This window comes from Microbacterium helvum (assembly GCF_014779795.1).
GTDB classification, from domain to species: Bacteria; Actinomycetota; Actinomycetes; order Actinomycetales; family Microbacteriaceae; genus Microbacterium; species Microbacterium helvum.
Genome location: NZ_JACXZS010000005.1, coordinates 107302 through 121914 on the forward strand (window position 1 = coordinate 107302; position 14613 = coordinate 121914).

At 70.8% G+C, this 14613-nt stretch carries 13 protein-coding genes; 5 read left to right on the forward strand and 8 right to left on the reverse strand.

Translation table 11 applies throughout. The features are described 5' to 3' along the window. Nucleotides 1-67 precede the first annotated feature (67 nt). The 7 genes from IF188_RS09115 to IF188_RS09145 all read right to left on the reverse strand — a co-directional run bounded on the left by IF188_RS09115 (nucleotide 68) and on the right by IF188_RS09145 (nucleotide 7631). Entirely contained in the window at nucleotides 68-628 is a 561-nt protein-coding gene (locus IF188_RS09115; RefSeq protein ID WP_191171479.1) for a hypothetical protein, read from the reverse strand. Nucleotides 629-872: 244 nt separating this feature from the next. Further along, entirely contained in the window at nucleotides 873-1676 is an 804-nt protein-coding gene (locus IF188_RS09120; RefSeq protein ID WP_191171480.1) for an HpcH/HpaI aldolase family protein, read from the reverse strand. Continuing rightward, on the reverse strand, nucleotides 1661-2446 hold the full coding sequence (locus tag IF188_RS09125) for a 2-keto-4-pentenoate hydratase (RefSeq protein WP_191171481.1): 786 nt from the start codon (nucleotides 2444-2446) through the stop codon (nucleotides 1661-1663). The genes IF188_RS09120 and IF188_RS09125 overlap by 16 nt, the downstream gene beginning before the upstream one ends. 82 nt (nucleotides 2447-2528) lie before the next feature. Beyond that, nucleotides 2529-3689, reverse strand: a complete 1161-nt coding sequence (gene hpaD, locus IF188_RS09130) for a 3,4-dihydroxyphenylacetate 2,3-dioxygenase (protein ID WP_191171482.1) — start codon at nucleotides 3687-3689, stop codon at nucleotides 2529-2531. Between the two features lie 58 nt (nucleotides 3690-3747). Continuing rightward, entirely contained in the window at nucleotides 3748-5301 is a 1554-nt protein-coding gene (hpaE, locus tag IF188_RS09135) for a 5-carboxymethyl-2-hydroxymuconate semialdehyde dehydrogenase (protein ID WP_191171483.1), read from the reverse strand. 75 nt (nucleotides 5302-5376) lie between these two features. Beyond that, nucleotides 5377-6084, reverse strand: a complete 708-nt coding sequence (locus IF188_RS09140; RefSeq protein ID WP_191171484.1) for a GntR family transcriptional regulator — start codon at nucleotides 6082-6084, stop codon at nucleotides 5377-5379. Further along, nucleotides 6081-7631 (reverse strand): fumarylacetoacetate hydrolase family protein, encoded by a 1551-nt coding sequence (locus tag IF188_RS09145; RefSeq protein ID WP_191171485.1) that lies wholly within the window; start codon nucleotides 7629-7631, stop codon nucleotides 6081-6083. The genes IF188_RS09140 and IF188_RS09145 overlap by 4 nt, the downstream gene beginning before the upstream one ends. Before the next feature lie 114 nt (nucleotides 7632-7745). On the opposite strand from IF188_RS09145, the gene IF188_RS09150 reads away from it, so the two are divergent. Next, nucleotides 7746-9122: an MFS transporter gene (locus IF188_RS09150; protein ID WP_191171486.1), complete on the forward strand. Its 1377-nt coding sequence runs from the start codon at nucleotides 7746-7748 to the stop codon at nucleotides 9120-9122. A 175-nt stretch (nucleotides 9123-9297) separates the two neighbouring features. Here IF188_RS09150 and IF188_RS09155 read toward each other — a convergent pair whose 3' ends face one another. Beyond that, on the reverse strand, nucleotides 9298-9906 hold the full coding sequence (locus tag IF188_RS09155) for a TetR/AcrR family transcriptional regulator (RefSeq protein WP_191171487.1): 609 nt from the start codon (nucleotides 9904-9906) through the stop codon (nucleotides 9298-9300). A 91-nt stretch (nucleotides 9907-9997) separates the two neighbouring features. Between IF188_RS09155 and IF188_RS09160 the strand changes: the two genes are divergently transcribed. The 4 genes from IF188_RS09160 to IF188_RS09175 all read left to right on the forward strand — a co-directional run bounded on the left by IF188_RS09160 (nucleotide 9998) and on the right by IF188_RS09175 (nucleotide 14573). After that, entirely contained in the window at nucleotides 9998-10747 is a 750-nt protein-coding gene (locus tag IF188_RS09160; RefSeq protein WP_191171488.1) for an enoyl-CoA hydratase/isomerase family protein, read from the forward strand. A 242-nt stretch (nucleotides 10748-10989) separates the two neighbouring features. Then, a complete protein-coding gene (locus IF188_RS09165) occupies nucleotides 10990-11802 on the forward strand; it encodes a 3-hydroxyacyl-CoA dehydrogenase family protein (protein ID WP_224751667.1) in 813 nt (270 codons plus the stop codon). Next, complete coding sequence (gene paaZ, locus IF188_RS09170) at nucleotides 11799-13916, forward strand: phenylacetic acid degradation bifunctional protein PaaZ (protein ID WP_191171489.1); 2118 nt, start codon at nucleotides 11799-11801, stop codon at nucleotides 13914-13916. Before IF188_RS09165 ends, paaZ begins: the two co-directional genes overlap by 4 nt. A 189-nt stretch (nucleotides 13917-14105) precedes the next feature. Continuing rightward, entirely contained in the window at nucleotides 14106-14573 is a 468-nt protein-coding gene (locus IF188_RS09175; RefSeq protein ID WP_396652755.1) for a hotdog fold thioesterase, read from the forward strand. Nucleotides 14574-14613: the final 40 nt, after the last annotated feature.

The following is a 14613-nucleotide window of genomic DNA, read 5'->3' on the forward strand; positions in this document are numbered from 1 at the left end:
GGGTATCGACACCGGTATGACGATCCCGCCGCCTTCCGATCGACAGGCGGCAGATGATCCGCCGGAATCAGCCGCCCAGTTCGTCGAGCATCCGGCGCTGCTCATCGGTGAGCCCGTCGTTCAGCTCGCGCCGGCCCGCCGCCGCCTCGGGGCTCGGGACAGACGGGGTCGCGGCATCCGTCGACCCGGTCTTCGAACCGGTGGCCTTGTCGTACAGGGCGCCCGCGTGGGTCTCGACCTTGTCGTCGATGGCCGCGTAGATCGCCCAGCCGATGAGCAGGATCAGCGGTGGCAGCACATAGCCCCAGATCGCGCCGAAGAACCCGCCGCCGATGCGCACGCCCGACAGCAGCACCGTGGCGATCCAGATGAGGAACGCGATCGCGAAGGCGATGAAGAACTCGACGAGCTTCTCGCCCGCCTTCGTGCGGCCGCCTGCCGATTTCGCTGCCGACGACCGGAACCACTTCTCGACGAGCGGCTTGACCCAGATCACGAGCGCGGTCATGACGATGCCGGCCCACAGCGCCGCCCAGCCGACGCGGGCCGGCGTCAGCCAGCCGACGATCAGCAGCACGATGATGTTGAACACCATCAGCGACACGAACCGCACGACCCACTTCTTCATGCGTTCACCATGCCACAGGGGCGATCCCCGGGCGAGCACAGTCGTCCGGCTCCGCAGTCGGTTTGCGCGCGCCGGCGAGCTGCGGTGCGCAGATGGTGACTGCGGAGACGTCGTCGCCTTCTGCTCCGCAGTCAGCTGTCGCGGGTGGAGCGGCGCTTGGCCACGGAAAGCGACTGCGGAGCAGGGGATGCGAGACGAGTGGATGCCGGCGGCCGCGGCCGCCGGCATCCACAGCTCTTCGCGCTCAGTAGGAGGCGCGTTCTGAGCCGGGGTCGGTGGGGATGAAGCGGGCGGCGAGGGACTCGCTGCCGCGGGCGAGGAGCGAGACGTCGGCGGCGACGGCGATGAATGCGGCACCGGCGGTGATGTACGCGTCGGCGGCGGCGGGGTCGAAGGCGTTGACGCCGACGGGCTTGCCGGCCGCACGGACGGCGGTGAAGGTGTGCTCTACGGCGGCGATCACGTCGGGGTGGGTCTGCTGCCCGAGCACGCCGAGCGAGGCGGCCAGATCGGCGGGACCGACGAAGATGCCGTCGATGCCGTCGACGGCCGCCATCTCGGCGGCGTTGTGGACCGCTTCGGCGGACTCCACCTGGACGAACAGCGACACGTGGGAGTCGGCGTCGGCAAGGTAGCCGTCGACGCGGTTCCAGCGGGCCGAGCGCGACAGCGCCGAGCCGACGCCGCGCCGCCCGCGCGGCGGGTAGCGCACCCCGGCGACGAGCTCGCGGGCCTGGTCGGCGGTGGACACCATCGGCACGAGCACGTTCTGCGCGCCGATATCGAGCACCTGCTTGAGGATGACGTCGTCGCCGTACGGCACCCGCACCACCGGGGTGACGGGGTAGGCGGCGACGGCCTGCAGCTGCGCGAGCACGCTGTCGAGGGTGTTGGCGGAGTGCTCCATGTCGATGAGCAGCCAGTCCACACCGGAGCCGGCGAGGATCTCGGCGACCAGCGGTGACCCGGAGCACGCCCACAGGCCGATCAGCGGCCGGTCCGACGCGTCGAGGCGCTCGCGGAAGGTCGGGTTCAGACGAAGCGGCATTCGATCACTCCCATGGGCCCATAGTCGCAGTGCACGGTGTCACCGGCGTGGACCCACATCGGGCGCGTGAACGATCCGGCGAGGATGATCTCGCCGGCCTCGAGGCGGGCGCCGTGCTGGTGGAACTTGTTCGCCAGCCACGCCACACCGGTCGCGGGGTGGCCGAGCACGCCGGCGGCGACGCCGGTCTCTTCGATCTCGCCGTTGCGGGAGAGCACGCCGGGCACCCAGCGCAGGTCGATCTCGTCGGGGCGCTTGTGCACGGTGCCGAGCACCATGGCGCCGTAGGCGGCGTTGTCGCTGATGGTGTCGACGATGGTGCGGCCCTCCAGCTCGATGTGGGAGTTCAGCACCTCCAGCGCGGGCACGGCGTAGTCGATCGCCGCGAGGGCGTCCTCCAGCCTGCAGTCCGGGCCCTCCAGCGGCGTCTTCAGCACGAACGCGAGCTCCACCTCGATGCGCACGTTCGAGAAGCCGGCGACCGGGATGTCGGCGCCCGAGTGGTACACGGTGTCGTCGAACATGACGCCGTAGTCCGGCTCGGTGATCCCGGTCGCCTGCTGCATCGCCTTGGAGGTCAGCCCGATCTTGCGGCCGACGAGGCGCCGCCCGGACGCGATCATGCGGTCGCGCCACATCCCCTGGATGGCGTACGAGTCCTCGACCGTCGCGTCGGGGTAGCGGGCGGTGATCCGCGGGATCACGCTGTGTGTGCGGTCGGCCTCGGCCAGCTCGGCCGCGATCTTCTCGATCACCTCGGGGGGCAGCATCCACTCATCTCCTCAGGGTCGTTCGCCGGTCGGGGCGTTTCGTCTTCGCTCGTTCCTCGCACTGCTCAACGAGCAGGCGGAGTCACAGCTGGTGGCCGAGCTTGTACTCGCCCTGCTTGTACTCGGGCATCGAGTCCTCGCCGGGGCGCGTGTACGAGAAGCCGTCGGCGCCGATCGTGACCGCCATCTCGGACGAGTCCGTGCGGGCGACCACCGGCTGCGGGTTGCCGTCGAGGTCGAGCACGAGAGATGCCTCGGTGTACCACGACGGGACCACGGGGTTGCCCCACCAGTCGCGGCGCTGGTTGTCGTGCACGTCCCACGTGACGACCGGGTTGTCGGGGTCACCCGTGTAGTAGTCCTGCGTGTAGATCTCGACGCGGTGGCCGTCGGGGTCGCGCAGGTACAGGTAGAACGCGTTCGAGACGCCGTGGCGGCCCGGGCCGCGCTCGATCGCGTCGGAGCGGCGGAGGGCGCCCAGCTTGTCGCAGATCGCGAGGATGTTGTGCTTCTCGTGCGTGGCGAACGCGACATGGTGCATGCGCGGGCCGTCGCCGCCGGTCATCGCGGTGTCGTGCACCGTGGGCTTGCGGCGCATCCACGCGGCGTACACCGTGCCCTCGCCGTCCTGGATGTCTTCGGTCACGCGGAACCCCAGCGACTGCATGAAGTTCACGGCGCGGGGCACATCGGGCGTGACCTGGTTGAAGTGGTCCAGGCGCACGAGTTCGCCCGGGGTGTGCAGGTCGTAGCGCCACGACAGGCGCTCGACGTGCTCGGTGGCGTAGAAGAACTCGTACGGGAAGCCGAGCGGGTCGGTCACACGTACCGAGTCGCCGATGCCCTTGGTGAAACCGTCGGGGTTGCGGCGCACGTCGCAGCCGAGCTCCTCGTAGAACGCGACGGCCTTGTCGAGCTCTTCGGCCGAGCGCACGCGGTACGAGAAGGCCGCGACCGCGGCGACCGGACCCTGGCGGAGCACGAGGTTGTGGTGGATGAACTCCTCCGTCGAGCGGAGGTAGATGGTCGACTCGTCCTCTTCGGTGACGTAGAGGCCCAGCACGTCGACGTAGAACGTGCGGGATGCCGCCAGGTCGGTGACCACGAGCTCCATGTACGCGCAGCGCAGGATGTCGGGCGCCGGCGCGCTGGGCGTCGGGATCGGGTTGTCGGAGAGGATCGGCGCCTCCTGGCTCACGTAGAAGCCCGAGGAGGTGAGGGTCATGTCGTCACGGTGGGTCATTTCGCGTCCTTGCGTTCGTGCGGTCGGCCTGGGGTGAGAAGCGGGATGGATGCCGGCGTCAGTGGCCGCCGGCATCCCCCTTGCCGAAGGTCGGGTTGTGGGCGGGGCCGAGCGTGATGTGCACGGCCTGCTGGTCGGTGTAGAAGTCGATCGAGCGGTAGCCGCCCTCGTGCCCGAGGCCCGAGGCCTTGACCCCGCCGAAGGGGGTGCGCAGGTCGCGGACGTTGTTCGAGTTGAGCCACACCATGCCGGCCTCGATGGCCTGCGAGAAGTTGTGGGCCCGCTTGAGGTCGTTGGTCCACACGTAGGCGGCGAGACCGTACTTCACGCCGTTGGCGAACTCGAGCGCCTCTTCGTCGGAGTCGAACGGCGTGATCGCGACGACGGGGCCGAAGATCTCCTCCTGGAAGATGCGGGCATCGGGGGCGACGTCGGCGAACACGGTGGGGCGCACGAAGTTGCCGGTCTCGAAGCCCTCGGGGCGGCCGCCGCCGGCGACCAGGCGCGCCTCGGTCTTGCCGATCTCGATGTACGAGACGACCTTGTCGTAGTGCTCGGGGTGAACCAGCGCACCGACCTCGGTCGCGGGGTCGTGCGGGTAGCCGACGACCACGCGCTCGGCCTGCGCCGCGTAGCGCTCGACGAACTCGTCGTAGATCGAGCGCTCGACAAGGATGCGCGAGCCCGCCGTGCAGCGCTCGCCGTTCAGCGAGAAGACGCCGAAGATCGTCGCGTCGATGGCGGCCTCGAGGTCGGCGTCGGCGAACACCACGGCGGGCGACTTGCCGCCGAGCTCCATCGACAGGCCCTTCAGGAACGGCGCCGCGTTGCCGAAGATGAGCTGGCCGGTGCGGCTCTCGCCGGTGAACGAGATGAGCGGGACCTCGGGATGCTTCACCAGCGCGTCGCCGGCATCCTCTCCCAGTCCGTTCACGAGGTTGAAGACGCCCTTCGGCAGCCCCGCCTCTTCGAAGATGCCCGCCCACAGCGAGGCCGACAGGGGAGTGAACTCGGCGGGCTTCAGCACCACGGTGTTGCCGGTCGCGAGCGCCGGGCCGAGCTTCCACGACTCGAGCATGAACGGCGTGTTCCACGGCGTGATGAGCCCGGCGACGCCGATCGGCTTGCGGTTGACGTAGTTCATCTGGCGGCCGGGCACCTTGTAGGCGTCATCGGCCTGCGCGACGATCAGGTCGGCGAAGAACCGGAAGTTCTCGGCGGCCCGGCGCGCCTGGCCGAGCGCCTGGGTGATCGGCAGGCCCGAGTCGAAGGACTCCAGTTCGGCGAGCCGGGCGTCGCGGGACTCGACGATGTCGGCGATGCGGTGCAGCACGCGCGAGCGCTCGCGCGGCAGCATCCGCGGCCATGGGCCCTCGGTGAACGCGCGCCGCGCGGCCGCGACGGCGCGGTCGATGTCGGCCTTCTTGCCGGCGGCGGCCTGCACGTAGGTCTCATTGGTGACCGGGTCGAGCACGTCGAACGTGTCGCCGTCGACCGAGTCGACGAATTCGCCGTCGATGTAGTGCTGGATGCGCGCGGGCAGGCCGTCCGGCACGTGCCGCGTGGCCGCGGCGCTCTGCGTCTTGCTTTCAGCGCTGGCGGTGTCTGTCATGGTGTCTCCTTCGTCGGAGGGGTCTGGCGGATGAACGTCGGGGGGAGTGGATGCCGGGCGCCCGGCATCCACCCATCAGAAGGCGGGAAGGCCCAGGGCCTCGTCGGGATGCTCGTGGATCATGTACGCGTCGAGCGTCGCCGCGCGATGGCGACGGGCGGCCTTCTCGATCTCGCCGAGCGGGGCGCCCACCTCGATGAGCTGCACGATGTTCTCGTGCTCGCGGACCGACTCCTGGGCGCGGCCCGGCACGAAGCTGAACGTCGAATCGCGCAGGTGGCCGAGCCGGCTCCACTCCGCGTTGACGAGCTCGAGCATGCGCGGGTTGGCGCACTTCGAGTACAGCGTCGAGTGGAACTCCTGGTTGAGCGCAGTGAAGGCGCGCGGGTCGAAGTGCTCCAGCGTCTCGATCATGAGCTCGTTGATGCGGCGGGCGGCGCGCAGGTCGTCGGCGGTGAGCCGGCGCGCTGCGAGCGCGGTCGCCGTGCCCTCGAGGATCGACAGCGCCTGCATGCTGTAGCGGTAGGCCGAGTCGTCGACCATCGACACCCGGGCGCCGACATTGCGCTCGAAGGTCACGAGTCCCTCGGCCTCGAGCTGGCGGATCGCCTCGCGCACCGGCACGACGCTCATGTCGAGCTCGCCGGCGATGCTGCCCAGTACGAGGCGGTAGCCCGGGGTGAACTCCTGGTTCGCGATGCGCTCCTTGACCCAGTGGTACGCGCGCTGCGACTTGCTGAGCTCATCGGCCGGCCCCTGAGCCTGTCGAAGGGCGGGGGTCATCGTCCCTGCTCCGCGTCGTAGCGGGCGCGCCACTCGGCGTTCATGGGGAAGAGCCCGTCGACAGCGTGCCCCTCCGCGACCCGCTCGGCGATCCAGGCGTCCTCGGCCTCCTGCGCGAGGGCCGCATCGGCGACCTCTTCGGCCAGTCCTGGCGGGATGACGATCACGCCGTCGCCGTCGCCGACGATGATGTCGCCGGGCTGAACGGTGGCGCCGCCGCAGGCGATCGTCACATCGTGCTCCCACGGGACGTGCCTGCGGCCGAGCACCGACGGGTGAGCGCCCTTCGAGAACACCGGAAGCCCGATCTCGGCGACGGCGTCGAAGTCGCGCACGCCGCCGTCGGTGACGACACCGGCCGCACCGCGGACGTGGGCACGCAGCGCGAGGATGTCGCCGAGAGTGCCCGAGGTGTCGTCGCCGCGGGCCTCGATCACGATGACCTCGCCCTCGCCGACCGCGTCGAAGGCCCGCTTCTGCGCGTTGTAGCCGCCGCCGTGAGTCTGGAACAGGTCCTCGCGGAAGGGCACGAAGCGGAGGGTCCTCGCGGTGCCGACGATCTTGGCTCCGTCGAGGTTGGCGAAGACGCCGTCGATGAAGCAGGAGTGGTGCCCGCGCTTGCGCAGCTGCGCCGAGAGCCCCGCCGTCGGTGCGGCGACCAGCTTGGCGCGCAGGCCCTCGCTGAGAACAGGAGATCTCGCGGGGGCAGGGGATTCTGCGCCGGAACGTCCTGTGTCGGCGAGATCTCCTGATTCGGACGACGGCGCGGGCAGTCCCGCTGCCTCGCGCGAGCCCCACGCCTCGGTGCGCTGCAGGTCGTCGACGGCGGGCAGCGAGCCCAACGCGGCGTCGAAGCCCGCTTCGCCCTGCACCACGGTGGTGACGAGACGGCCTGAGCTCGGCCCGCCGGGCACGTCGACCTCGACCTCGACGACGTCGCCGGGGACGGCGACCGACGAGCCCGCCGGCGTACCGGTGAGGATCACGTCACCGGTCTCCAGCGTGAAGTGCTGCGACAGGTCGGCGACCAGCTGGGCGAGGGGGAAGATCATGCCGGCGGAGCGGTCGTCCTGCACCGGTTCCCCGTTCAGCCACGTGCGCACCCGCAGGTCGGCGGGGTCGATCTCGCGGGCGTCGATGAGGCCCGGGCCGACGGGCGTGTAGCCATCCCCGCCCTTCGACCGCACGTTCGATCCCTTGTCGTTCGCGCGCAGGTCGTAGAGGCCGAAGTCGTTCGCGGCGGTGACGGCCGCGACGTGCGACCAGGCGTCGGCGAGGGCGACACGGCGTGCCGGCGTGCCGATGACGAGCGCGATCTCACCCTCGAAGGCGAGCAGCTCGGTGCCGGCCGGGCGCTCGATCGTGCTGCCGGAGGCCGAGACCGAGCTCGACGGCTTGAAGAAGTAGGAGGGGGCAGCGGGCCGGCGTCCGCGCTGGTCGGCGCGGGAGGCGTAGCTGAGGTGGATCGCGATGATCTTGCCGGGACGCCCGGGCAGACCAGAGAACCGCGGATCTGCGGCATCCGGCGATGTCGTTTCTACCGTCATGAGCTCCCTCACTCTTGCGTCGTATCCGAAATCGTATATGATCGTCCGCAATCCGGCAACCATCCCGAATCGGTCGCCGGTGACGACGACGTCAGCCCCGACACAGGAGTCACAATGAGCACATCCCACGAGGGATTCACCCCCACCGGCACCATCGCGGCGTCGGCAGATCGCAAGAGGGTCGTCTTCGCGACCGTCATCGGCACCACCGTCGAGTGGTACGACTTCTTCATCTACGCCACGGCGGTCGGGCTGGTCTTCGGCCAGCTCTTCTTCGCACCGCTCGGCGCCAACAGCGCGCTCATCGCCTTCGCGACGGTCGGCGTGAGCTTCTTGTTCCGCCCGCTCGGCGCCTTCCTCGCCGGGCACTTCGGCGACAAGTACGGCCGCAAGGTCGTTCTGATGTGGACGCTGATCCTGATGGGCGCCTCGACCGCGCTCATCGGCGTGCTGCCGACCTACGAGGCGATCGGCATCGCCGCGCCGATCCTGCTGGTGCTGCTGCGGATCCTGCAGGGCATCTCGGCCGGCGGCGAGTGGGGCGGCGCGGTGCTGATGGCCGTCGAGCACGCCCCGAAGACGCGTCGCGGCGCGTTCGGCGCAGCGCCGCAGATCGGCGTGCCCCTCGGCCTGCTGCTCGCCTCGGGCGTCATGGCGCTCATGGCGATGATCGCGCCCGGCGACGCGTTCCTGGTGTGGGGGTGGCGTGTGCCGTTCCTGCTCAGCGTCGTGCTGATCCTCGTGGGCTACTACGTCCGCCGCCGCGTCGAAGAGAGCCCGGTGTTCGCCGAGCTCGCCGAGCGCAAAGAGAAGGCGCGCATGCCGATCATCACGCTGTTCCGCAAGCACCTGCTGCTCGTGATCGTCGCCGCGTTCGTCTTCGCGGGCAACAATGCGGTGGGCTACATGACCACCGGCGGCTACATCCAGGGCTATTCGACGAACCCCGAAGGCCCCCTCGCGCTGGAGCGCGGTCCGGTGCTGTGGGCCGTCGCGGGCTCGGCGGTCACGTGGCTGCTGTCGACCCTCGCGGCGGGCTTCATCTCCGACCGCATCGGCCGCCGCACGACATACATCATCGGCTGGATCCTGCAGCTCGCCGGCGTCTTCCTGCTGTTCCCGCTCGTCAACACCGGGAACATCTGGCTGCTGTTCCTGGGGCTGGCGATCCTCACGATCGGCCTGGGCTTCACCTATGGCCCGCAGGCGGCGCTGTACTCCGAGCTGTTCCCCGCGTCGATCCGCTTCTCGGGCGTCTCGATCTCGTACGCGATCGGCGCGATCCTGGGCGGCGCGTTCGCCCCGACCATCGCGACGGCGCTGGTGCAGGCGACCGGGTCGACCATGTCGGTCACGTGGTACCTGGCCGGCATGACGCTGCTGGGTCTCATCGCGACGCTGCTGCTGCGCGACCGCTCCGGCATCCCGCTCGGCCCCGAGCACGAGGCCGAGCAGGAGGTCAGCCCGATCTACGGTCTTGCCAAGGCCTGACCCTTCGGGGAGTGGATGCCGCCGCCCCGGGCTTCTCGTGAGCCCGGGGCGGCGGCATCCATCGTCGACCTCGTGTTCATCCGTCACACATGTACGCGGGGAACGCGGTCTCGCGTACATCTGTGACGGATGAACCATCGGGGGTGTGGCGCTGGGGCGCCGCGGGAGAAGGGGGTCAGCGGGTGCGCATGCCGTCGAGGGCGACCGTGACGACGTCGTGCGCGAGGCGGTCGCGGTCGACCGAGCCGCCGGGGCGGTACCACTCGACGAGCGAGTTGACCATGCCGAACACCAGGCGCGTGACGACCGCGCCGTCCACGTCGGCGCGCACACTGCCGGTCCGCTGCGCCTCGGCGACCAGAGCGGTGACACGGTGGTCGAAGGTGCGCCGGCGCTGCAGGGCGGCGCGCTCGACCTCGCTGTTTCCGCGCACCCGCAGCAGCAGCGTGACAAAGGGGAGCCGGTCGACCAGCACGAGCACGGCCCCGCGCAGCACGGCGGCCAGGCGCTCGGCGGGTGCGGCATCCGCGATCGCCGGGTCGTCGAGCACGCCCTCGAGCCCGCCCAGGGCTTCGTCGAGGGCGAGCGCGAGCAGCTGCTCCTTCGAGTCGAAGTGGTGGTACAGCGCGGACTTCGTGAGGCCCAGACGCTCGGCGAGATCGGCGACGGACGTCGCGTCGTAGCCCTGCTCGTTGAACAGCTCGACCGCGACCGCGAGGACCTGATCGCGGTCGTAGCCGGGGCGGCCGCGCCGTGCGGGGGCGGGGGCGGCGCTCGCGGACATGCGCCCAGTCTCGCACCACTCGGGGTAATACTGAACGATCGGTCACGTATTATGTGAGGCAACCGCGACGTCGCGAATCGAGAGGATGCCGATGCCGGTGCCGAATGAGCTTCCGCTCGTCGTCGAGCGTCGCGCCGACCGCGTCGTCGCCACGCTGTCGCGGCCGGCAGTGCGCAACGCGATCGACCAGCGCACGATCGACGCGCTGCACGACGTGTGCGCCGAGTTGGAGCGCGACCCGCGCACGCTCATCCTCACCGGAACGGACGGCGTGTTCGCGTCGGGCGCCGACATCGCACAGCTGCGGGAACGCGGCGCCGCCGACGCGCGCCGCGGCATCAACACGCGGGCGTTCCAGCGTGTGCGCGACCTGCCGATGCCGGTGATCGCCGCCATCGACGGCTATGCGCTCGGCGGCGGGGCCGAGCTCGCCTACGCCGCCGACATCCGCATCGGCACGCCGCGGCTGCAGATCGGCAACCCCGAGACGGGCCTCGGCATCATCGCCGCGGCGGGCGCCACGTGGCGGTTGCGCGAGATCGTCGGGGACGGCAGGGCTTCGGAGATGCTGCTGACGGGTCGGATCCTGGATGCCGCCACCGCCGTCGAATGGGGGCTCGTGTCCTCGCTGTTCGAGCCCGGCGACCTGCTCGCCGCGGCGCACGCGCTGGCAGACCGCATCGCCCGCAACGACCCGCTTGCGACACGGCACACCAAGACGGCGCTGCTCGCGCCGCGGGCCGCGCACCCCGAGATCGACCTCGAACTGCAGGCGGAGCTCTTCGAGAGCCCCGAGAAGCGGCGCCGCATGACGGCCTTTCTCGACAGGCGCGGGCGATGAGCGGCCAGGACGGTGCTCGCTCGATGGCCGGAGACCCGGCCCGCCTGGTGGTCGAGCGACCGAGGACGCTTCGTCTCGTCGCAGGCGCCCCTCGCTCAGCGACCGACTCGGGAGACGAAGCGTCGCGAGACGCCCTCGAGGACGATCCGCTCGGCGGTCGGGGCGTTTCGACTCGCTCCGCGGGCTCAACGAGCGGGCAGCCGAGCGTTCCCGACCGCGTCGGGGTCATCGGCGGCGGACGGATGGGGGCGGGCATCGCGCACGCGTTCGTGCTCGCCGGCGCCGAGGTGGTCGTCGTCGAACGGGACGAAGAGGCGGCGGTGGCGGCATCCATCCGGTTCACTGACAGCTTGCGACGCAGCGTCGAACGCGGCGCGACCGACCGCACCGCCGAAGAGCTCGCGGGTGCCGTGCGCACCGCCACCGATGTCGCCGCGCTGGCCGGATGCGGGCTCGTCGTCGAGGCGGTGCCCGAGGATCGCGGCCTCAAGGTCGATGCGCTCGCGCGGGCCGAGGCCGTGCTCGCCCCGGATGCGGCGCTTGCGACCAACACCTCTTCCATCTCGATCGACGACCTCGCTGCGGCGCTCGCGCGCCCGCAGCGCTTCGTCGGTCTGCACTTCTTCAATCCGGTTCCGGCGTCGCAGCTCGTCGAGGTCGTCACGGGAACGGCGACCGAACCCGGGCTCATCGACGACGCTCGCGCGTGGATCGCCGCGCTCGGCAAGACCGCGGTCGTCGTGCGCGACAGTCCGGGGTTCGCCTCCAGCCGGCTGGGCGTGGCGCTCGGCCTGGAGGCGATCCGCATGCTCGAAGAGGGCGTCGCGAGCGCGGCCGACATCGACGCGGCGATGGAGCTCGGCTACCGGCATCCGATCGGTCCGCTGCGCACGACCGACCTCGTCGGGCTGGACGTGCGGCTCGGCATCGCCGAAGAGCTGCGCCGCGAGCTCGGCGAGCGCTTCGCGCCGCCTGAGCTGCTGCGGCGGCTCGTCGCCGACGGGCATCTCGGCCGCAAGAGCGGCCGCGGGTTCTACGAATGGAGTGAGCAGTGACCGACATCCTCCCCAGCTACGTGCGCGACGCGTGGTGGACTCCGGATGCCGGCACCGCCGGCATCCCGGTGCGCGATGCTTCCACCGGCGAGGTCGTGACGCACGTGAGCACCGAAGGCCTGGACCTCGCCGGCGCGCTCGAGCACGCGCGCACGGTCGGGCAGGCGAGTCTCGGCGCGCTGACGTTCCACCAGCGCGCGCTGCTGCTCAAGGAGTTCGCGCTCGCGCTGACCGCGCGCAAGGACGAGCTGTACGAGCTGTCCAAGCGCGCCGGGGCGACCGTGCGCGACTCGCTGAACGACGTCGACGGCGGCATCGGCGTGCTCTTCACCTACGCGTCGAAGGGGCGACGCGAGCTGCCCAACGCGCAGGTGTACCTGGATGGTCCCGTCGAGGCTCTGGCGAAGGACGGGTCGTTCCTCGGCCGTCACGTGTACACGCGGCTGCCCGGGGTCGCCGTGCAGATCAATGCCTTCAACTTTCCGATGTGGGGCGCGCTGGAGAAGTTCGCGCCGGCGTTCCTGGCGGGCGTGCCGAGCGTGGTGAAGCCGGCGACGCCCACGGCCTACATCGCCGAGGCGTGGGTGCGCGTCCTGGTCGAGGCGGGGCGCCTGCCCGCCGGATCGCTGCAGCTCGTGAGCGGCGGGGTGCCGGGCCTGTTCGACCACCTCGGCCTCGGCGACCTCGTCGGGTTCACCGGCAGCGCCTCGACGGCCGCTCGGCTGCGTGCGCACGCACGTGAAGGCGTGCGGTTCACGAGCGAGACCGACTCGATCAACGCGTCCGTGCTCGGGCCCGACGCGGTGCCGGGCACGCCCGAGTTCGATGCGTACGTGAAGCAGCTGATGGTCGAGCTGACGACGAAGGCCGGCCAGAAGTGCACGGCCATTCGCCGGGCGATCGTGCCTGCGGGTGTGAGGGATGCCGTCGTCGAGGCCCTCCGCGACAAGATCGCCGAACGCGTCGTCATCGGCGACCCGCACGCCGAGAGCGTCACGATGGGTCCGCTGGTCTCGCTCGAGCAGCGCGACGAAGTGCTGCGCGCGGTCGCGGAGCTCGAGGCTGCGGGCGGCCGCCTGGTGCTCGGCACCACCGACGCCCCCGAGGTCGTGCGCGCCGACGGGTCGACCGGGGCTGCGCCCGACGGCGCGTTCGTCGTGCCGCTCGTGGTCGGCTTCGATGGCGACGCCTCCGCGCTGCCCGACGCCGTGCACGACATCGAGGCGTTCGGCCCCGTCGCGAGCGTGCTGGCCTACCGCACCGTCGACGAGGCGGCGGACCTCGTGGGCCGGGGCGGCGGATCGCTCGTCACGAGCGTCGCCACCGCCGACCCCGCCGTCGCCGCCACGCTGCTCGCCCGCACCGCGGCGTACAACGGGCGGCTGCTGTTCCTCGACCGCGACGACGCCCGCACTTCGACCGGGCACGGCGCGCCGGTGCCGCACCTCGTCCACGGCGGACCCGGCCGCGCCGGCGGCGGTGAAGAGCTCGGCGGGATCCGCGCCGTGCTGCACCATATGCAGCGCACGGCCGTGCAGGGCTCGCCCGCGATGCTGACGGCGCTGACCGGCGTATGGCATCAGGGCGCGGCATCCCGTTCCGACAGGCACCCCTTCCGCAAGCCGCTCGCCGAACTGCGGATCGGCGACCAGTTCGCCTCACCCCTGCGCGCCGTGACGCTCGACGACATCGAGACGTTCGCGCGCTTCACCGGCGACCTCTTCTACGCGCACATGGATGAGGAGGCCGCGGCCGCCAACCCGTTCTTCCCGGGGCGCGTGGCGCACGGATACCTGCTGGTGTCGTGGGCGGCCGGGCTGTTCGTCGACCCGGCGCCCGGCCCGGTGCTCGCCAACTACGGGCTCGAGAACCTGCGCTTCGTCACGCCGGTCTCACCCGGCGACGAGGTGCGCGTCGTGCTGACCGCCAAGCAGATCACCCCCCGCGAGACCGACGAATACGGCGAGGTGCGGTGGGACGCGGTGCTCCTCAACCAGCGCGACGAGATCGTCGCGACGTACGACGTGCTCACCCTGGTCGCGAAGACCTGGGAAGAGGGGGATGCCGGGCGCCCGGCATCCACGTCTCCCGAGCCTGCGGGGGTCGAGGCGTGAGCGCGGGGGTGGGTGTGAGCGCGGACGGCGTGGGCGTCGCGGCGTCGTCTCCCCAGAAACCCTGCGCGCTGTCGAAATCGGCATCCGCGCATGAAACTTTCTAGCGCGGATGCAGGTTTCGACAGCGCGAGCCTGGGCGCGTTGTGGGAACAGCGCGGATGCAGGTTTCGACAGCGGGAAGGTGGTGCCGTGACGGACCCGGCTGAGCACTTCGCAGGGCAGCGCGACATGCTGCGACGAGACCGGGCGTCTGCCGCACTCGGCATGGTCGTCGAGTGCGACGAGCCGGGCGAGGCGGTCGTGTCGATGCGCGTGCGCGACGACATGACCAACGGCTTCGGCATCACCCACGGCGGGATGGTGTTCGCGCTGGCCGATACGGCGTTCGCCATCGCGTGCAACGAGCCTGCTTCCGGGGCCGGGGCCGCCTCCGGGGCCGCGGGCGCCGGCGAGGGCGTCACGGTCGCCGCTGGGGCCGACATCTCGTTCCTCAAGGCGACGCGGGCCGGCCAGACGTTGACGGCGCGTGCGCACCGGCGTGCGCTCGCCGGGCGCTCCGGCCTGTACGACGTGACCGTGACGGATGAGACGGGCGAGGTCGTGGCCGAGTTCCGGGGGAGGTCGTTCATGACCCGCCCACCGACGGTGTCACCGTGACCGAGCGGTCTTTCGGGCACCCGGCATCATATGACGTAGA

What these genes read in the sequence shown, in the direction of transcription:
- IF188_RS09115 (WP_191171479.1), bottom strand. Translation starts at nt 628, where the DNA reads ATGAAGAAGTGGGTCGTGCGGTTCGTGTCGCTGATGGTGTTCAACATC.
- IF188_RS09120 (WP_191171480.1), bottom strand. Translation starts at nt 1,676, where the DNA reads ATGCCGCTTCGTCTGAACCCGACCTTCCGCGAGCGCCTCGACGCGTCG.
- IF188_RS09125 (WP_191171481.1), bottom strand. Translation starts at nt 2,446, where the DNA reads ATGCTGCCCCCCGAGGTGATCGAGAAGATCGCGGCCGAGCTGGCCGAG.
- hpaD (WP_191171482.1), bottom strand. Translation starts at nt 3,689, where the DNA reads ATGACCCACCGTGACGACATGACCCTCACCTCCTCGGGCTTCTACGTG.
- hpaE (WP_191171483.1), bottom strand. Translation starts at nt 5,301, where the DNA reads ATGACAGACACCGCCAGCGCTGAAAGCAAGACGCAGAGCGCCGCGGCC.
- IF188_RS09140 (WP_191171484.1), bottom strand. Translation starts at nt 6,084, where the DNA reads ATGACCCCCGCCCTTCGACAGGCTCAGGGGCCGGCCGATGAGCTCAGC.
- IF188_RS09145 (WP_191171485.1), bottom strand. Translation starts at nt 7,631, where the DNA reads ATGACGGTAGAAACGACATCGCCGGATGCCGCAGATCCGCGGTTCTCT.
- IF188_RS09150 (WP_191171486.1), top strand. Translation starts at nt 7,746, where the DNA reads ATGAGCACATCCCACGAGGGATTCACCCCCACCGGCACCATCGCGGCG.
- IF188_RS09155 (WP_191171487.1), bottom strand. Translation starts at nt 9,906, where the DNA reads ATGTCCGCGAGCGCCGCCCCCGCCCCCGCACGGCGCGGCCGCCCCGGC.
- IF188_RS09160 (WP_191171488.1), top strand. Translation starts at nt 9,998, where the DNA reads ATGCCGGTGCCGAATGAGCTTCCGCTCGTCGTCGAGCGTCGCGCCGAC.
- IF188_RS09165 (WP_224751667.1), top strand. Translation starts at nt 10,990, where the DNA reads ATGGGGGCGGGCATCGCGCACGCGTTCGTGCTCGCCGGCGCCGAGGTG.